Source organism: Sphingomonas sp. MMS24-J13, assembly GCF_044905095.1.
Lineage (GTDB): Bacteria > Pseudomonadota > Alphaproteobacteria > Sphingomonadales > Sphingomonadaceae > Sphingomonas_I.
The window spans coordinates 1,099,234-1,114,018 of sequence record NZ_CP173258.1 but is presented as its reverse complement, the minus strand read 5'-3'; the positions used below and the strand labels follow the sequence as shown (position 1 = coordinate 1,114,018).

The window sequence follows — 14,785 nt, the reverse complement described above, 5'->3', positions numbered from 1 at the left end:
CAGCCCGGCGGTTGAAAACGACTTCGTTCAGTATCTCGATCGCGTTCGTCGGACGCAGGCCGAGCGGGGTTCTAAAGCCCATCGATCTTCATATACCGGACGATGATCTGCCAGATGAACGGACGGCGGCTTTCGCGATCGGGGGCGCCATTCCGATTGACCGGAATCAGGCGCGATGCCGATGGTCCGGTTCGTGACGTCCTAGCGGCCGCTTCTGTTAGGAGCGGACCTCCACGAGGTCTGTGATCAACGTCCCGCATTGGTCGATACCTAACGCCAGCGAAGCTCGATCTTCGATAAACAGCGAAATTTGCGCGTGGAACCCTGTTGCCCATACCGTTGCACCGTAGCTCGGGTCCGCCCGCCGGGGTGCTGCGTAAAGCCGGCTGACGGCAAAGTTCCCAACCGCTTCCGCGCCTCGCCAGACAAGCGAGCCAGTGGCAGCTTTTGCGACGAGCGAAATTGGCCAGACCGCTCGACACCGCGACGCGCTCTTCACTCGGCATTCCAGCCGTGCCAGGTCATGTCTTTCTCACATCGCAACACTCGACATGCGCAATAAGCGGGCACAAGACGCCGCCATGGACGGCGCGCTCCCCCTCCCCTTCACCCGCCTCGCCGCAGACGGCACAAGCCGCCACATCGAGCGCGAGGTCGCGATCGAGGCGCCGGTGGCGATCGAGGTCAACGGGCTCGGTTATGCGGTGATGATGGCGACGCCGGCCGATCTCGCCGACTTCGCTTATGGCTTCTGCCTGTCCGAACGGCTGATCGATGCCGGCGCCGACGTGATCGATGTGGAGACGCACGATGCCGAGCGGGGCACGATCCTCCGCATCACCCTGATCCCGGAACGGATCGAGCGCGTGCTCGAACGCGTCCGCCATCGCGTGTCCGAAAGCAGTTGCGGGCTGTGCGGGATCGAGAATCTGGAGCAGGCGCTGCGGCCGCTGCCGACGCTGGTGGCCACCAGCACGGCCGAGCCCGCCGCCGTCTTTCGCGCACTGGAAGGCCTGCGCGCGCATCAGCCGCTCAACGCCGCCACCGGCGCCGTTCACGCGGCCGCGCTCTGCGCCGCCGACGGGACGATCCGGATCGCGCGCGAGGATGTCGGCCGCCACAATGCGTTCGACAAGTTGATCGGCGCGATGGCGCGCGACGGGCTCGGATGGGACGGCGGCTTCGCCCTGCTGTCGGCGCGCTGCTCCTACGAGCTGGTCGAGAAGGCGGTGCTGGCGGGGTGCCCGTTGCTCGTCACCGTATCGATGGCGACGAGCCTGGCGATCGAGCGTGCGGCCGAGGCCGGGCTCAGGCTGATCACGCTGGCCCGGTCGGACGCGATGCTGGCGTCAGGCGGCGCCGCCTGAGAGCGCGTGGATGCCGACATAGCCGATCAGCATGATCGCCGAGCCGAGCGAAAAGCCGGCGAGGCCCCAGGCGAACAACGCCAGGATCGGCGGGTTGCGCCGCGCTGCACGCTTGTTGCGCGTGAGGCTCGCCATCACGAAGCTGGCCAGCACACCGTAGGTTATAGCAGCAAGTTCAAACATCTGGGCAATTCCACCGGAACTTTTTCAGGCCCAAGCCGTTCTGGGCCGTCGCGCGGTGATGCTACAATGCTGCAGTGCAATCAAGCCGATCAGGCGCGCCGCGCTTGCGTCCGGTCGCATGCCATGCACCGCCGGTCCGACAGGGTTCACCGGCGCCTCAATCGCCACTAAAGCGCTATGCCATGACCCACGCCCCCTACCCCGCCTTGCGCCTGCGCCGCACCCGTTCCGCTCCCTGGAGCCGGGCGATGGTGGCCGAGACCAGCCTGTCCCCCGCCAACCTGATCTGGCCCCTGTTCGTGACCGAAGGCGATGAGGTCGAAGAGCCGATCGCGACCCTGCCGGGCGTGTCGCGCTGGTCGGTCGACGGCATCGTCGCGCGCGCGAAGGAAGCGGCGGCGCTCGGCATCCCGTGCCTGGCGCTCTTCCCCAACACCCCGCGCCACCTGCGTACCGAGCGGGGCGAGGAAGCGCTCAACCCCGACAATCTGATGTGCCGCGCGGTCCGCGCGATTCGCGATGCGGTGTCCGATATCGGCGTGCTGACCGATGTCGCGCTCGATCCCTACACCGCGCACGGCCATGACGGGCTGGTCGACGATCGGGGCCGCGTGCTCAACGATGCCACGATGGCGGTGCTGGTCGAGCAGGCGCTGGTGCAGGCCCGCGCCGGCACCAACATCATCGCCCCGTCCGACATGATGGACGGCCGGGTCGGCGCCATCCGCGCGGCGCTGGAAAGCGAAGGCTTCCACGACGTCCAGATCATGGCCTATGCCGCCAAATATGCCTCGGCCTTCTATGGCCCGTTTCGCGACGCGGTCGGATCGGGCGGCCTGCTGAAGGGCGACAAGCGCGGCTACCAGATGGATCCGGCCAACGGCGAGGAAGCGCTGCGCGAAGTCGCGCTCGATCTGGCCGAAGGCGCCGATACGGTGATGGTGAAGCCGGGCCTGCCCTATCTCGACATCATCCGTCGCGTGAAGGAACGGTTCGAAGTCCCTGTCTTCGCGTACCAGGTATCGGGCGAATATGCGATGCTCGAGGCGGCGGCCGCGGCCGGCGCGGGCGATCGCGACGCGCTGGTGCTGGAGACGTTGCTTGCGTTCCGCCGCGCCGGTTGCTCGGGCGTGCTCACCTACCATGCGGCCCATGCCGCGCGCCTGCTCAACGGATGATCGAGACCGAGCGCCTGATCCTGCGCCCGTGGCGCGATGCGGATGCGGACGAGTTCGTGCGCGTCACCAACACCGAAGCGGTGATGGCGCATCTCGGCGGGGTCGACGATCCGGCGCGGCTGGCCGCGTCATGCGGGCGCCAGCAGGCGATGCAGGCCGAGCATGGCCATTGCTTCTGGATCGTCGAACGCAAGGCCGACGGGGCTCTGCTGGGCTTTTGCGGGCTCAAGATCGGCAATGTCGGGCCGATCGACGGCGAGATCGAGATCGGCTGGCGGCTGCGCGAGGATGCCTGGGGCCAGGGCTATGCGCGTGAGGGCGCGGAAGCGAGCCTCGCCTGGGCGTGGGCCAATCTCCCCGTCGATCGGGTGATGGCCATCACCGTCCCGGCCAATACGGCCAGTTGGGGGTTGATGACGCGGCTCGGCATGACCCGCCGGCCCGATCTCGATTTCGGCCACCCGAGCTTCGAGCCCGGCCACCCCCTGCACGCGCACATCACCTATGGGATCGAGCGACCGGCCTGAGCGCCTTTCCCTTTGGGCAGGGCCATCGCATTTGAATTTATGGATGTCGTGGTCCCGCAGCCCAAAATGGTCGTCATGCTGAACTCGTTTCAGGGTCCACCATGCGTGCCGCACCGTCCGTGCGGAGGCTCGGTGGATGCTGAAACAAGTTCAGCATGACGAACAAAGCAGATGCGATGGCCCTGCCCGTCGGGAGCGGGAGCCCCCTCACCCTCCCAGCTTCGCTCCCAACGCCGCCACCACCGAGGCCTCGGCATCGTCGATCGTCTCGATCGTGCTCGCCGCGGCCTCGATGGCGGCGCGGTTGCCGCTGGCGGCGTTGGCGGGTTCGCTGCGGATCGCCTCGATCGACGCGACCGCATCGCGCACCGGCGCGCGCGCCGCATCGAGCAGGCTGAGCGATTGCTGGGCGACGATCCACGCCTCGCCGCCCGGCGCGGTGCCGGCCGCTTTGGCGATCGCCGCCTCGGTCTCGGCCCGCTGGCGGGCAAAGGCCCGGTCGCCCGCCTGTGCCGCCGCCACCAAGGGCGCGATTCGCCCGGCCAGCGCGGGATCGACCGGCGTCTTCGGTTCGCCTTCGGTCGCTGGCAGATCGATCGGCTGTTTCTCGATCGCACGCGGCGCGAGCGAAGGCGCGTTCACCTCCGGTCCGCATGCGGGAAGCAGGAGCAGGCCGGACAATGCCGCCGGGATGAAGAGGTTGCGCATCATCGACGCCCTAGTCCCACGCCATCTTTCGGGCAACGCAGGGATGGGGTTGCGCACCTCGAAAAGCCTCGCTAGAGACGCGCCCTCGCCCCGCCGGGTACCGAGGTTACAGCGATCCTTTCGCTGGACCGACAGGATCGGGTGGCGGTGAAAATCGGCGAGAAATCGCCAACGCGCCCGTAGCTCAGCTGGATAGAGCATCAGACTACGAATTTGAGGGTCGGACGTTCGAATCGTTCCGGGCGCGCCATTTCTTTCAAACATTCTTGCGAAGAAATGGGCCCGCCGAGACTGGGCGATTCCTACGCCAGGCGATGACCAAAACCCGGATTTTCTGATCTGTAGCTTGTCTGAGCGCATGCCGATGCCGCCGCAGGCCATGGCGGAATTGCGCCTGTTCGGGCGTCGATCCGCCTATCGATCGAGCATTTCTTTTTTCGATTTAACATGGATTTAGCGGCGAAGGCACGCCTTGTTCGTTGGAGCCTGGCTGGCGCATTCCCCGAAGCTATGCCGCCGGTGGCGCCCCGCCCCTGCCCCCAGTTCGGGGCGGGGCGTCTTTTCATCCGCAGGCTCCTTTCGACCGATGTGAAGTGGGGCCGGTGCCGTCCGGCTTCGGCCTGACCGGTAAGGTGCTCTGCCCCAGTTTACCCGCGCCCGATTGAGGGATTCGGAAGCCTTCTGTTAGGGTCGGTCGGCCTATGCACCGGCGGCCGCCTCCCCCCTCCAACGCCCTCCCTGAAAAGGCGGGGCGCAGCGACGCTGGGTTCACCCTGATCGAGATGCTGGTCGCGCTGGCCTTGCTCGCGCTGATCTCGCTCGCGGGCTTCGCGCTGATCCAGACCGTCCTCGTCGCCCAGCGCCGCACCGAAGGGCGGCTGGAGCGGCTCGCCGGGCTGGAACGGGCGCTTTATCTGATCGACAGCGATTTCGGGCAGACGATCGAGGGACCGTACGAGGCCGACCATGCGATCCTGATCCGTCGCAATGCCGCCGGCGGCCCGGTGCTGGTCAGCTATGCCGCGATCGGCGGGGCGCTGGTGCGGCTCTACGGCGCGACGGCGCGGCCGTTGATCGGCGACGTGACGTCGGTCGATTGGCGTTTCCACCGTAGTGGAGGCTGGACCGCCGAGCCGCCCAGACGCGAGGATATCGATCCGGCCGACGCGATCGCGCTGACCCTCCGCCTCGCGCCCGCCGGCGGCGCGCCGGGCGGCACGGTGCGGCGGGTCGTCACGCTGCCGGCCAAACCATGACGCCGAAGCCGCACGAAGAGGGAATGGCGCTGGTGATGGTGCTGTTGCTGCTCGCGGTGGCGGGGGCGGCGCTGGCGATCATGATGTCGGGCGAGGATGCCGCGCTCCAGCGGGCGACGATGATGGGAAATGCGGCCCGCGCCCGCGCCATCGCCCGCGCGGGCGAGCTTTCCGCCATCACGGCGCTGCGCCGCGACGGGGATCTCGCCAACGACAATGCCGCCGAGCCGTGGGCGAATATCGCCGATCGCGGTTCGCCGATCGCGGGCGGCCGTTTCCAGCTCGCAATCGGCGATGCGCAGGGCAAGCTGAACCTCAACCGGCTCGTCCAGGGCGATCCGTTGACCCGGCGGCGGCTCGATATCGTGGCCAACGCCCTGCGCCTGCCGCGCGACACGGCCGATCATATCGCCGGTTTCATCGGCGTCACCGGGCCGCTGTCCGATCTCGACCAGCTCGCCGCGATCGGCCTGTCTGCACCCGATATCGCGCGCCTCGCCACGATGACGACGGCCTTGCCGCAGGGGACCACGATCAACCTCAACGCCACGCCCGAGCCTCTGCTCGCCTTGCTGCTCGACAATCCCGTCGCGGCGCGCGGCTTGATCGCGCGGCGCGCGCGGACGGGCAAACTGACGCGCGACGATCTTGCGCTCGAGCGCGTCGCCCTGCCCGCCGGCACGGGCTTCGCCTCGACCCTCTTCTGGGTGCGCGCCCGCGCGACGATCGGCGGTGCGGGGCAGGAACTCACCAGCCTTCTGCTGCGCCGCCCGCTCCGCGCCGGCGGGGCGGAGGTCGTCGCGATCGGCCGGTGGCGGGGATCGGCGGCACCGGCGCAGGCTCCCGCTTTGCCCGACTGAACGGAGCCGCTCCCGCCTTCGTACACGCTTCGTCGGAAATCCCGCTGCGGGACTTGTCCGATATCCCCGCATTCGTTAGATAATGCGAATGCGTCTCAATAACGTCTATCGGCTCCAGTCCGGGTGACCCGCCAGACGATCCGTTGGTGGTATCTGATCCACAAATATACGAGCCTGGTGTGCACCGCATTCCTGCTGATGTTGTGCGTCACCGGCCTGCCCCTCATCTTTCATGACGAGATCGACTCCGCGCTCGGCCATGCGCCGGGCGAGGCTATGGTCGGGCGCGGATCGTCCGGCACGGGTGCGGGCCTGCTCCCGCTCGATGTGATGCTCGCCAAGGCCTTGAAAGCGCGGCCGGGCGAAGTGCCCCTGTTCATGGCGTTCGACAACGAGCGCCCGCTCATGACGATCACCACCGGCCCCCGCGCCGACGCGCGCGGGCCCGAAATGACCGTCCAGATCTTCGATCGCGCGACCGGCGCGCTCGCCGGAAAGGAGAGCGACACCGGGCTCACCGCCTTCCTGCTCCAGCTCCACACCGACATGTTCCTCGGTCTCCCGGGCGAGTTGTTCCTCGCCTTCATGGGGCTGCTGTTCGTGGTCGCGATCGTATCGGGGGTCGTCCTCTACGCGCCGTTCATGCGCAAGCTCGCCTTCGGCACCGTGCGCACCCGCCGCAGCGCGCGGGTCAAGTGGCTCGACTATCATAACCTGCTCGGCATCGTCGCCGTGGCGTGGATGACCGTCGTCGGCGTCTCCGGCATGATCAACGCGCTGGCCAAGCCGCTCACCGCCATCTGGCAGGCCAACGAGCTGGCCGACATGACCCGCGCTTACGCGGGCAAGCCGGCGGTGCTGCCCGCGCATTATTCGTCGCTCGACGCGGCCATGGCGAAGGCGCGGGCGGCGCGACCGGGCAACAACCCGCAGTTCATCGCCTTCCCGGGCGGCTCCTACAGCAGCAAGCATCATTATGCCGTGTTCCTGCAAGGCGACACGCCGCTGACCGAGCGACTGCTGACCCCGGCCTTGATCGATGCCGAGACCGGGCAACTGACCGACGTCCGCCCGATGCCATGGTATATGCAGGCGCTGTCGCTCGCGCAGCCGTTGCACTTCGGCGATTACGGGCGGTGGCCGCTCAAGATCCTGTGGGCGCTGCTCGATCTGTTCACGATCGCGGTGCTGGCGACCGGCCTCTATCTGTGGCTCGGCAGGCGCCGCACCTCGATCGATGCGCATCTGCGCGAGGTCGAGACCGGCGGGCTCGCTGCCGCATGATCCGCTCGACCTTCCTCCTGCCGACGTTGATCGCGCTGGCGAGCCTGATCGGGCTGGTCAGCGCGCTCACCGGCGACGGCTGGCGCGATGCGATCGCGTGGGTCGCGCTCGCCATCCCGATCGCCGCCGTCGTCTGGGCGCGGATCGCCCGACCAAGCTGAAACCAGACCCGCCGCGTCCCGGATCGGACGCCCATGCCATCAAAGGGACCAGTACGTGACCGTTCGTAGCATCCGCCGCACCGCCTCCCCGCTTGCCCTCCTCTGTGCGCTCGGCGCGGGCGCCGCCGCCCATGCGCAGGATGGTGCAGCGGACACGACACAGGAGATCGTGGTCACGGCGCAGCGTGCCAACCAGACGCAGGTGATCCGCGGCGGCCAGGTCGGCATCCTCGGCGACAAGCCGGCGTCCGACGTGCCGTTCAGCATCAAGAGCTACAACAGCGCCTTGATCCTCAACCAGCAGCCGCAAACCCTGGGCCAGGTGCTGGAAAACGACCCCACCATCCGCACCACCTATGGCTTCGGCAATGCCGCCGAGCAGTTCGTGATCCGCGGCTTCACCCTCTATGGCGACGATATAGGGCTCGACGGCCTCTATGGGGTCACTCCCCGTCAGCTGATCGCGCCCGAACTCTACGATCAGGTGCAGGTGCTGAACGGCGCGAGCGCGTTCCTCAACGGCGCGGCGCCGGGCGGATCGGGCATCGGCGGCAGCGTCAACCTCGTCCCCAAGCGCGCGGGCGACAAGGATCTCTACCGGATCACCGCCAACTATACCGGCTCCTCGCACGTCGGCGGCGCCTTCGACGTGTCGCACCGCTTCGACGACGGCGCGATCGGGCTGCGGCTCAACGGCGCCTTCCGCAGCGGCGATGTCGCGACCGACAACGAATATCGCCGGACCGCGGTGCTGGGCGGTGCGCTCGACTATCGCGGTGGCGACGTCCGCCTCTCGCTCGACCTCGACTATCAGCGCGTCAAGGTGCGCAACCTGCGCCCCAAGGTGACGATCGCGACGACGACGATTTCGGCGGTGCCCAGGGCCTCGCACAATTATGCCCAGGGCTTCACCTACTCGATCCTGCGCGACCTGTTCGGGATCGTGCGCGGCGAGTGGGACATCACCTCGAACGTCATGGCCTATGCCTCGTTCGGCGCGCGGGACGGATCGGAAAAGGGCATTTACGACGGGATCACCGTCACCGATGCGCTGACCGGCGCCGCGACCGGGAATGCGCTCTACGTGCCACGCACCGACAATAACGAGGCGGCGCAGGTCGGCCTGCGCGCCAGGTTCAGGTCGGGCGGGATCAGCCACGAGCTGAACGTGGGCGGTTCGTCGGTCTGGCAGGTCAATCGCAACGCCTATGATTTCCGCTACGGACCGGGTTTCGCCGGCTATGCGACCAACCTCTACGATACGCCTTCGGTCGCGCTGCCGAGTTCGTCCTTGGTCGGGGGCAATCTCGACGATCCCTTCCCGGTCTCGCGCACCGATCTGCGCAGCGCGTTCGCATCCGATACGATCGGGCTGTTCGGCGATAGCGTCCTGATCACCGGCGGCGCGCGTCTGCAGGGGATCGAAGTGCGCGGCTATTCCTATGCCGATGGGTCCCGCACGAGCCGCTACAGGAAGGATGCGGTCACCCCGGTCGTCGGCATCGTCTACAAGCCGACGGCCAACCTGTCGCTCTTCGCCAACCGCATCCAGGGGCTGGTGCAGGGCCCGACCGCGCCGGTCGATGCGACCATCGTCAATCCGGGCGAGATATTCGCGCCGTACAAATCGACCCAATATGAGTTTGGCGGCAAGCTCGCGATCGGGCGTTTCAACACCAGCCTCGCAGTCTATCAGACGAAACAGCCCAGCGCTTATGCCGTGCCGATCGCGACGGGATCGTCGCTCCAGCGCTACGGCCTGTTCGGCGAACAGCGCAATCGCGGCATCGAACTCAGCGTCGATGGCGAGCTGGCCAGGGGATTGCGTGTCATCGCCGGGGGATCGATCAACGACGCCAAATTGCGCAAGACTGCCGGCGGGACCAACGACGGCAACCGCGCGCAGGGCGTGCCGACCTATCTCGCCAATGCCAATGTCGAATGGGACCTGCCCTTCGTCCATGGCGCGACCGTGACCGGACGGATCGTCCAGACCGGCAGGCAGGAGGTGAATGCCGCCAACACCTTGCAGATCCCCGCCTGGACGCGCTTCGATCTCGGCGCGCGCTATGTCGTGCTGGTCCAGGACAAGCCGGTCACCCTGCGGGTGAATGTCGATAACGTCGCCAACAAGCGTTATTGGGCATCGGCGTATGACAGCTTCAGTGCGGCGCTGCTGCAGGGTGCGCCGCGGACGTTCAAGGCGTCGGCGTCGATCGACTTTTGATCCCGCCAGTACGCTCGACGGGCGAGGCACGCCTCCCCTCGTCCCGTATTTCGGGCACTCGGTCAGCAAGCGGAAACCATTCTCCGGCGAGATGGTTAATCGGCCTCCACGGGAGTCACGCCTCGCTGGAAAAACGAGTGACGCCTTGGCGGACCTAACCCCCGGCTGCCAAGGCGCCACTCACTCCCTTCATCGGCAGGAAGGTTGGGGCGCGTCGGCGGGCGTGGAGCCGGCGTGGGCGCGACAAACGAAAAGCGCCCCGCCGATACGCAACCGGGCGAGGCGCTTGGTACTCCACATCCGATCGGTTGCCCGATCGACCTATGCTTAAAATGCGTTAGCCGGCAGGGAGTTCCCGCGCCTACCGATCACCGCCGACTTTTTGCGTCGCGAGCGTGCTGTTCGCCGCATCGCTGCCCGGCAGATCGGCCAGCAGCTGATCGCCGCCCAGTGCCCGATAGGTCGCCACCAGATTCTGCGCCTTGATCAGGCGCGCCGCGCTCAAGGTGCGCCGCGCGCCGTAAAGCGTGCGCTGCGCATCCAATGTCGTCAGATAGGGCTCGATGCCTTCGCGGTAGCGTGCCTGGCTCAGCGTGAAGTCATCGTCGGCCGCCGCCAGATTGAGGCGATCGGCGGCAAGCTCGTCGTCGATCGTGCCCGCGCGCGCGAGCGCATCGGCGACATCGCGGAAGGCGCTCTGGATCGCCTTCTGATAGGTCGCGAGCGCCAAATCGCGCTGCGCCCGCGCGTAGGCCAGATTGCCGGCATTGGCGCCGCCATCGAAGATCGGCAGGCTCGCGCTCGGGGCGACCGTCCAGGTGAAGGCGCCGCCGGTGAAGAGGCTCGACAATGCGGTGCTGGACAGGCCGGCAAGCCCGGTGAGCGAGATATTGGGGAAGAAGGCCGCACGCGCCGCGCCGATCCGGGCATTGGCCGAACGCAGTTCATATTCGGCCTGCACGACATCGGGACGGCGCAGCAGGATCGTCGAATCGAGCCCGGCCGGAACCTGTCCCAGCATGCCGTCGACCATCTCGATCCCCTGCGGCAACAGGGTTTCCGCCACTGGCGCGCCGACCAGCAGCTCGAGCGCATTCCTGTCCTGCGCCACCTGGGCGATCAGGCTGGCCTTGTCGGCCTGCGCCGTGGCCAGCACCGTCTCGGCCTGGCGCAGATCCGATCGCGGCGCGACCCCACCGTCGAGCCGCGATCTGGTCAGGCTGACGCTGTTTTGGGCGCTCTTCTCGGTGTCGATCGCCGTCGCCAGCAGGCTACGGTCGGCGGCATATTGCAGATAGGCGTTGGCGACGCCCGCCACCAAGGTCAGCCGGGCGGCGCGGGCCGCGGCTTCCTGGCCGAGATAGGTCGCGAAGGCGGCATGGCTGAGGCTGCGCAGCCGGCCGAACAGATCGACCTCCCACGCGCTGGTGCCGCCCTGGATCTCATACGTCGTGGTGGTTCTGCCGTTGGCGCCGGTACCGCCATTGCTGGTCCCGTTGGACGAATTGCGCCGTTCGGTCACGCCGGCATTGGCGTCGATCTGCGGAAAAAGCGCAGCGCGCTGGACGCGCGCCTGTGCCCGTGCCGAGGCGACGTTGGCGAGCGCGATCGCCAGATCCTGATTGTTGGCAAGCGCCTGGCCGATGATCGCCTGGAGGTTGGGATCCTTGAACACGTCGCGCCAGGTGACGCTGGGCAAGGCCGCTTCGTTCTGGCGCAGATAGGCGTCGCCGACCGGCCAGCCCGGCGGGACCAGCGGCTTGGGTCGATCGAAATGCGGCTCCATCGTACAGGCCGACAGCGCCATCATCGTCGCAAGGGATATGGTTCGACGCATCATGCCGGCTCCGCCACCGCGTTGCCGCCGCGCTCACTTTTCTCGTCTTCGGGCTTCGCATGGTGGCCGCGGAAGATCCGGCGGACCAGCACGAAGAAGAGCGGGATGTAGAAGATGGCGAGGATCGTCGCGGTCAGCATCCCGCCGATCACGGCGGTGCCGATCTCGATCCGGCTTTGCGCGCCGGCACCGCTGGCGATGCAAAGCGGGAAAACGCCGAAGATGAAGGCCAGGCTGGTCATCACGATCGGGCGCAGGCGGATGCGTGCCGCCTCCAGGGCGGCATCGAGCGGCTTCAACCCCTGCTTCTCCGCCTGTTCGGCGAATTCGACGATCAGGATCGCGTTCTTGGCGGACAGGCCCATCGTCGTCAGCAGGCCGACCTGGAAATAGACGTCGTTGGTGAGCCCGCGCAGCGTCACCGCCAGCACCGCACCGAGCAGCCCCAGCGGGATCACCAGCATCACCGCGAACGGGATCGACCAGCTTTCATAAAGGGCCGCAAGACAGAGGAAGATCACCAGCAGCGAGATCGCATAGAGCAACGGCGCCTGCCCGCCCGACAATTTCTCCTGATAGGAGATGCCCGCCCAGGCGACCGAAACGCCCGGCAAGGTCGATGCGATCTCGGCAATGCGATCCATCGCGTCGCCCGAGCTGCCCCCGCCGCCGCCTGCCCCTGGATTTCGGACGAGCTGTTGCCGTTGAAGCGGCTGAGCGTGTTCGGCGCCTGCGTCCAGCTCTGGCTGGAAAAGGCCGAAAACGGCGTCATCGTGCCGCTGGCATTGCGGATGTACCAGGCACCGAGATCCTCGGGCCGGGAGCGATAGGGTGAATTGCCCTGCACGTAGACGCGCTTGACGCGACCGCGATCGACCCAATCGTTGACATAGCTGCCGCCCCACGCCGTCGACAGGGTCGCATCGACATCGCTCTGGCTGACGCCGAGCGCGCCGACCTTGTCGGCATCGATATCGACGTGGAGGGTCGAGGTATAAGGCAGATCGTTCAGGCGCACCTGCGCCAGCTTGGGATCGGCCTTGGCCTGGCTCACGAGCTGATCGACACGCTGCTTGAACTCGACGCGGCTGAGACCACCCGTATTGAGCAGCTCGAGCGTGAAGCCGCTCGACTGGCCGAAGCCGCGCACCGCCGGCGGGTTGAGCGCGAAGAACTCGACGTCGCGCATCTCGCGATTGAGATCGCGGGTCGAGCGGCTCGCGATCGTGCCCGCGCTATGCGCATCGCCCTTGCGATCGTCCCAGGGCGTGAGCGCGAGGAAGCCGCGCGCGGCATTCTGGCCGTTGCCGTTCTGGTTGCTGCCGACGATCGTCATGATCGCGGCGGTATCGGCCTTGTCCTTGCCCAGATAATAACGCGCGACCGTCGCGGCGGCCGCCATCGTGCGGGCCTGGGTGGCGCCCGCCGGCAGGGTGAACTGGAGCTGGGTGCGCCCCTGATCCTCGACCGGCAGGAAGCTGGTCGGCAGCAGCTTGAACAAGAGAACGAGCGCGACGACGACGACGGCATAGCCGATCATCGCCAGTGCGGTGCGCTCGATCAGCCACGCGACGCCGCTGCGATATTTCTCGGACGTGCGCCCGAACCAGTCGTTGAAGCGCTCGCCATAATCGTGCGCCTTGCGGGCCACGACATTGCCGTTCTCCCGCGCCGCCTTGTCGGACCGCTTGAGCAAGGTCGCGGCGAGCGCGGGCGACAGGATCAGAGCGACCACCACCGAAAGCATCATCGACGACACGATCGTGATCGAGAATTGGCGATAGATCACGCCGGTCGATCCACCGAAGAAGGCCATCGGCAGGAACACCGCCGACAAGACCAGGGCGATCGCGATCAGCGCGATGTTGATCTCGCTCATCGAGCGGATCGTCGCCTCGCGCGGGGTGATGTCGGGCTCCTCCTCCATCACGCGCTCGACATTCTCGACCACGACGATCGCATCGTCCACGAGCAAGCCGATCGACAGCACCATGCCGAACAGCGTGAGCACGTTGATCGAGAAGCCCGCTGCGGCCAGGATGCCGAACGTGCCGAGCAATACCACCGGCACCGCGATCGCCGGGATCAAGGTCGCGCGCCAGCTCTGCAGGAACACGAACATGACGATCACGACCAGCACGATCGCCTCGATCAGCGTGACGACCACCTCCTTTACCGACAGCCGGATGAAATCGGTGCTGTCCTGCGGGAAGGTGTAACGATAGCCCGGCGGGAAGCTCTTGGCCGACTGGATGATGTAGTTGCGGACGATCTCGGACGTCTTCAGCGCGTCGCCGCCGGGTGCCAGCTGTACCGCGATGCCCGATCCCGGATGCCCGTTGATGTTGACGACCGACGAATAATTCTCGCTGCCGAGCGTAACCCGCGCGACATCCTGCAACAGCACCTTCGATCCGTTGGGCAGCGCCTTGACGACCACCTGCTTGAACTGATCGATCGAGGTGAGGCGCGAGCGCGAAGTGACGATCGCGTTCAGCATCTGGCTGTCGGGCATCGGTTGCTGGCCGACCTGCCCCGCCGAAATCTGCGTATTCTGCGCCGTGATCGCCGCGGTCACGTCGCTCGGCTGCAGGTTGAAGCTGCGCAGTCTGTACGGATCGAGCCAAATCCGCATCGCATATTGCGTGCCGAACACGTTGAAATCGCCGACGCCCGGCAGGCGGCCGAGGCCGTCCTGCAGGTGGCTGACGAGATAGTCGCTGACGTCGATGCTCGAGCTCTTGTCGGACTCGTCATAGACCGCGACGACCATCAGGAAGTCCGGATTGGACTTGGTGACGACCAGGCCCTGCTGCTGGACCTGCTGCGGCAGCCGGGGCAGCGCCTGCTGGACCTTGTTCTGCACCTGGACCTGCGCGATGTCCGGATTGGTGCCCTTGTTGAAGGTCACCGTGATCTGGACGCCGCCCGACGAGTTGGACGAGGACTGGAAATAGGTCAGCCCGTCGATGCCCGTGAGCTGCTGCTCGATCACCTGCGTTACCGAGGATTCGAGGATGTCGGCCGAGGCGCCGGGATAGTTGGCGCGTATGTTCACCTGCGGTGGGGCGATATCGGGATATTGCTCGGTCGGCAGCGTCAGCACGCCGCCGATGCCGAGCATCATGATGATGATCGCGATCACCCACGCAAAGATCGGGCGATCGATGAAGATCCGACTGATCATGGCGCCCGAC

11 protein-coding genes, 1 tRNA gene and 1 pseudogene are annotated in these 14,785 nt (G+C 66.8%); 9 read left to right on the top strand and 4 right to left on the bottom strand.

The genetic code is table 11. From position 1 onward, the window contains the following. The first annotated feature begins 581 nt into the window (after positions 1-581). A complete protein-coding gene (fdhD, locus tag AB4Z44_RS05255; protein WP_404713017.1) occupies positions 582-1,367 on the top strand; it encodes a formate dehydrogenase accessory sulfurtransferase FdhD in 786 nt (261 codons plus the stop codon). Here fdhD and AB4Z44_RS05250 read toward each other — a convergent pair. Next, positions 1,350-1,550 carry a hypothetical protein gene (locus tag AB4Z44_RS05250; protein WP_404713016.1) on the bottom strand — a complete coding sequence of 67 codons (201 nt, stop codon included), beginning with the start codon at positions 1,548-1,550 and terminating at the stop codon, positions 1,350-1,352. The two genes, fdhD and AB4Z44_RS05250, sit on opposite strands and share 18 nt — an antisense overlap. A 182-nt stretch (positions 1,551-1,732) precedes the next feature. Here AB4Z44_RS05250 and hemB point away from each other — a divergent pair, with 182 nt between their 5' ends. Then, complete coding sequence (hemB, locus tag AB4Z44_RS05245; protein ID WP_404713015.1) at positions 1,733-2,728, top strand: porphobilinogen synthase; 996 nt, start codon at positions 1,733-1,735, stop codon at positions 2,726-2,728. Continuing rightward, a complete protein-coding gene (locus AB4Z44_RS05240; RefSeq protein WP_404713014.1) occupies positions 2,725-3,255 on the top strand; it encodes a GNAT family N-acetyltransferase in 531 nt (176 codons plus the stop codon). Before hemB ends, AB4Z44_RS05240 begins: the two co-directional genes overlap by 4 nt. Before the next feature lie 207 nt (positions 3,256-3,462). On the opposite strand, the gene AB4Z44_RS05235 is transcribed toward AB4Z44_RS05240, so the two are convergent. Further along, positions 3,463-3,966 (bottom strand): hypothetical protein, encoded by a 504-nt coding sequence (locus tag AB4Z44_RS05235; RefSeq protein WP_404713013.1) that lies wholly within the window; start codon positions 3,964-3,966, stop codon positions 3,463-3,465. A gap of 170 nt (positions 3,967-4,136) precedes the next feature. On the opposite strand from AB4Z44_RS05235, the gene AB4Z44_RS05230 reads away from it, so the two are divergent. The 6 genes from AB4Z44_RS05230 (at position 4,137) to AB4Z44_RS05205 (ending at position 9,751) form a co-directional block, all read left to right on the top strand. Continuing rightward, positions 4,137-4,213: transfer RNA gene (locus AB4Z44_RS05230), tRNA-Arg, on the top strand. Between the two features lie 451 nt (positions 4,214-4,664). Beyond that, positions 4,665-5,219, top strand: a complete 555-nt coding sequence (locus AB4Z44_RS05225) for a prepilin-type N-terminal cleavage/methylation domain-containing protein (protein ID WP_404713012.1) — start codon at positions 4,665-4,667, stop codon at positions 5,217-5,219. Next, positions 5,216-6,079: a Type II secretory pathway component PulK-like protein gene (locus AB4Z44_RS05220; RefSeq protein ID WP_404713011.1), complete on the top strand. Its 864-nt coding sequence runs from the start codon at positions 5,216-5,218 to the stop codon at positions 6,077-6,079. The genes AB4Z44_RS05225 and AB4Z44_RS05220 overlap by 4 nt, the downstream gene beginning before the upstream one ends. A 123-nt stretch (positions 6,080-6,202) precedes the next feature. Beyond that, complete coding sequence (locus tag AB4Z44_RS05215) at positions 6,203-7,363, top strand: PepSY-associated TM helix domain-containing protein (RefSeq protein ID WP_404713010.1); 1,161 nt, start codon at positions 6,203-6,205, stop codon at positions 7,361-7,363. Further along, the gene (locus tag AB4Z44_RS05210) at positions 7,360-7,524 is read left to right on the top strand and encodes a hypothetical protein (RefSeq protein ID WP_404713009.1); all 165 of its coding nucleotides are present in this window, start codon (positions 7,360-7,362) and stop codon (positions 7,522-7,524) included. Before AB4Z44_RS05215 ends, AB4Z44_RS05210 begins: the two co-directional genes overlap by 4 nt. 55 nt (positions 7,525-7,579) lie before the next feature. Further along, positions 7,580-9,751 (top strand): TonB-dependent receptor, encoded by a 2,172-nt coding sequence (locus AB4Z44_RS05205; RefSeq protein ID WP_404713008.1) that lies wholly within the window; start codon positions 7,580-7,582, stop codon positions 9,749-9,751. Between the two features lie 361 nt (positions 9,752-10,112). Here the strand turns inward: AB4Z44_RS05205 and AB4Z44_RS05200 are convergent, their stop codons facing one another. Together AB4Z44_RS05200 and AB4Z44_RS05195 are read right to left on the bottom strand one after the other, a co-directional pair. Further along, positions 10,113-11,591 (bottom strand): efflux transporter outer membrane subunit, encoded by a 1,479-nt coding sequence (locus AB4Z44_RS05200; RefSeq protein ID WP_404713007.1) that lies wholly within the window; start codon positions 11,589-11,591, stop codon positions 10,113-10,115. After that, positions 11,588-14,775 (bottom strand): annotated as a pseudogene (locus AB4Z44_RS05195) (efflux RND transporter permease subunit). The gene AB4Z44_RS05200 and the pseudogene AB4Z44_RS05195 overlap by 4 nt, the downstream one beginning before the upstream one ends. Between the last annotated feature and the right edge of the window lie 10 nt (positions 14,776-14,785).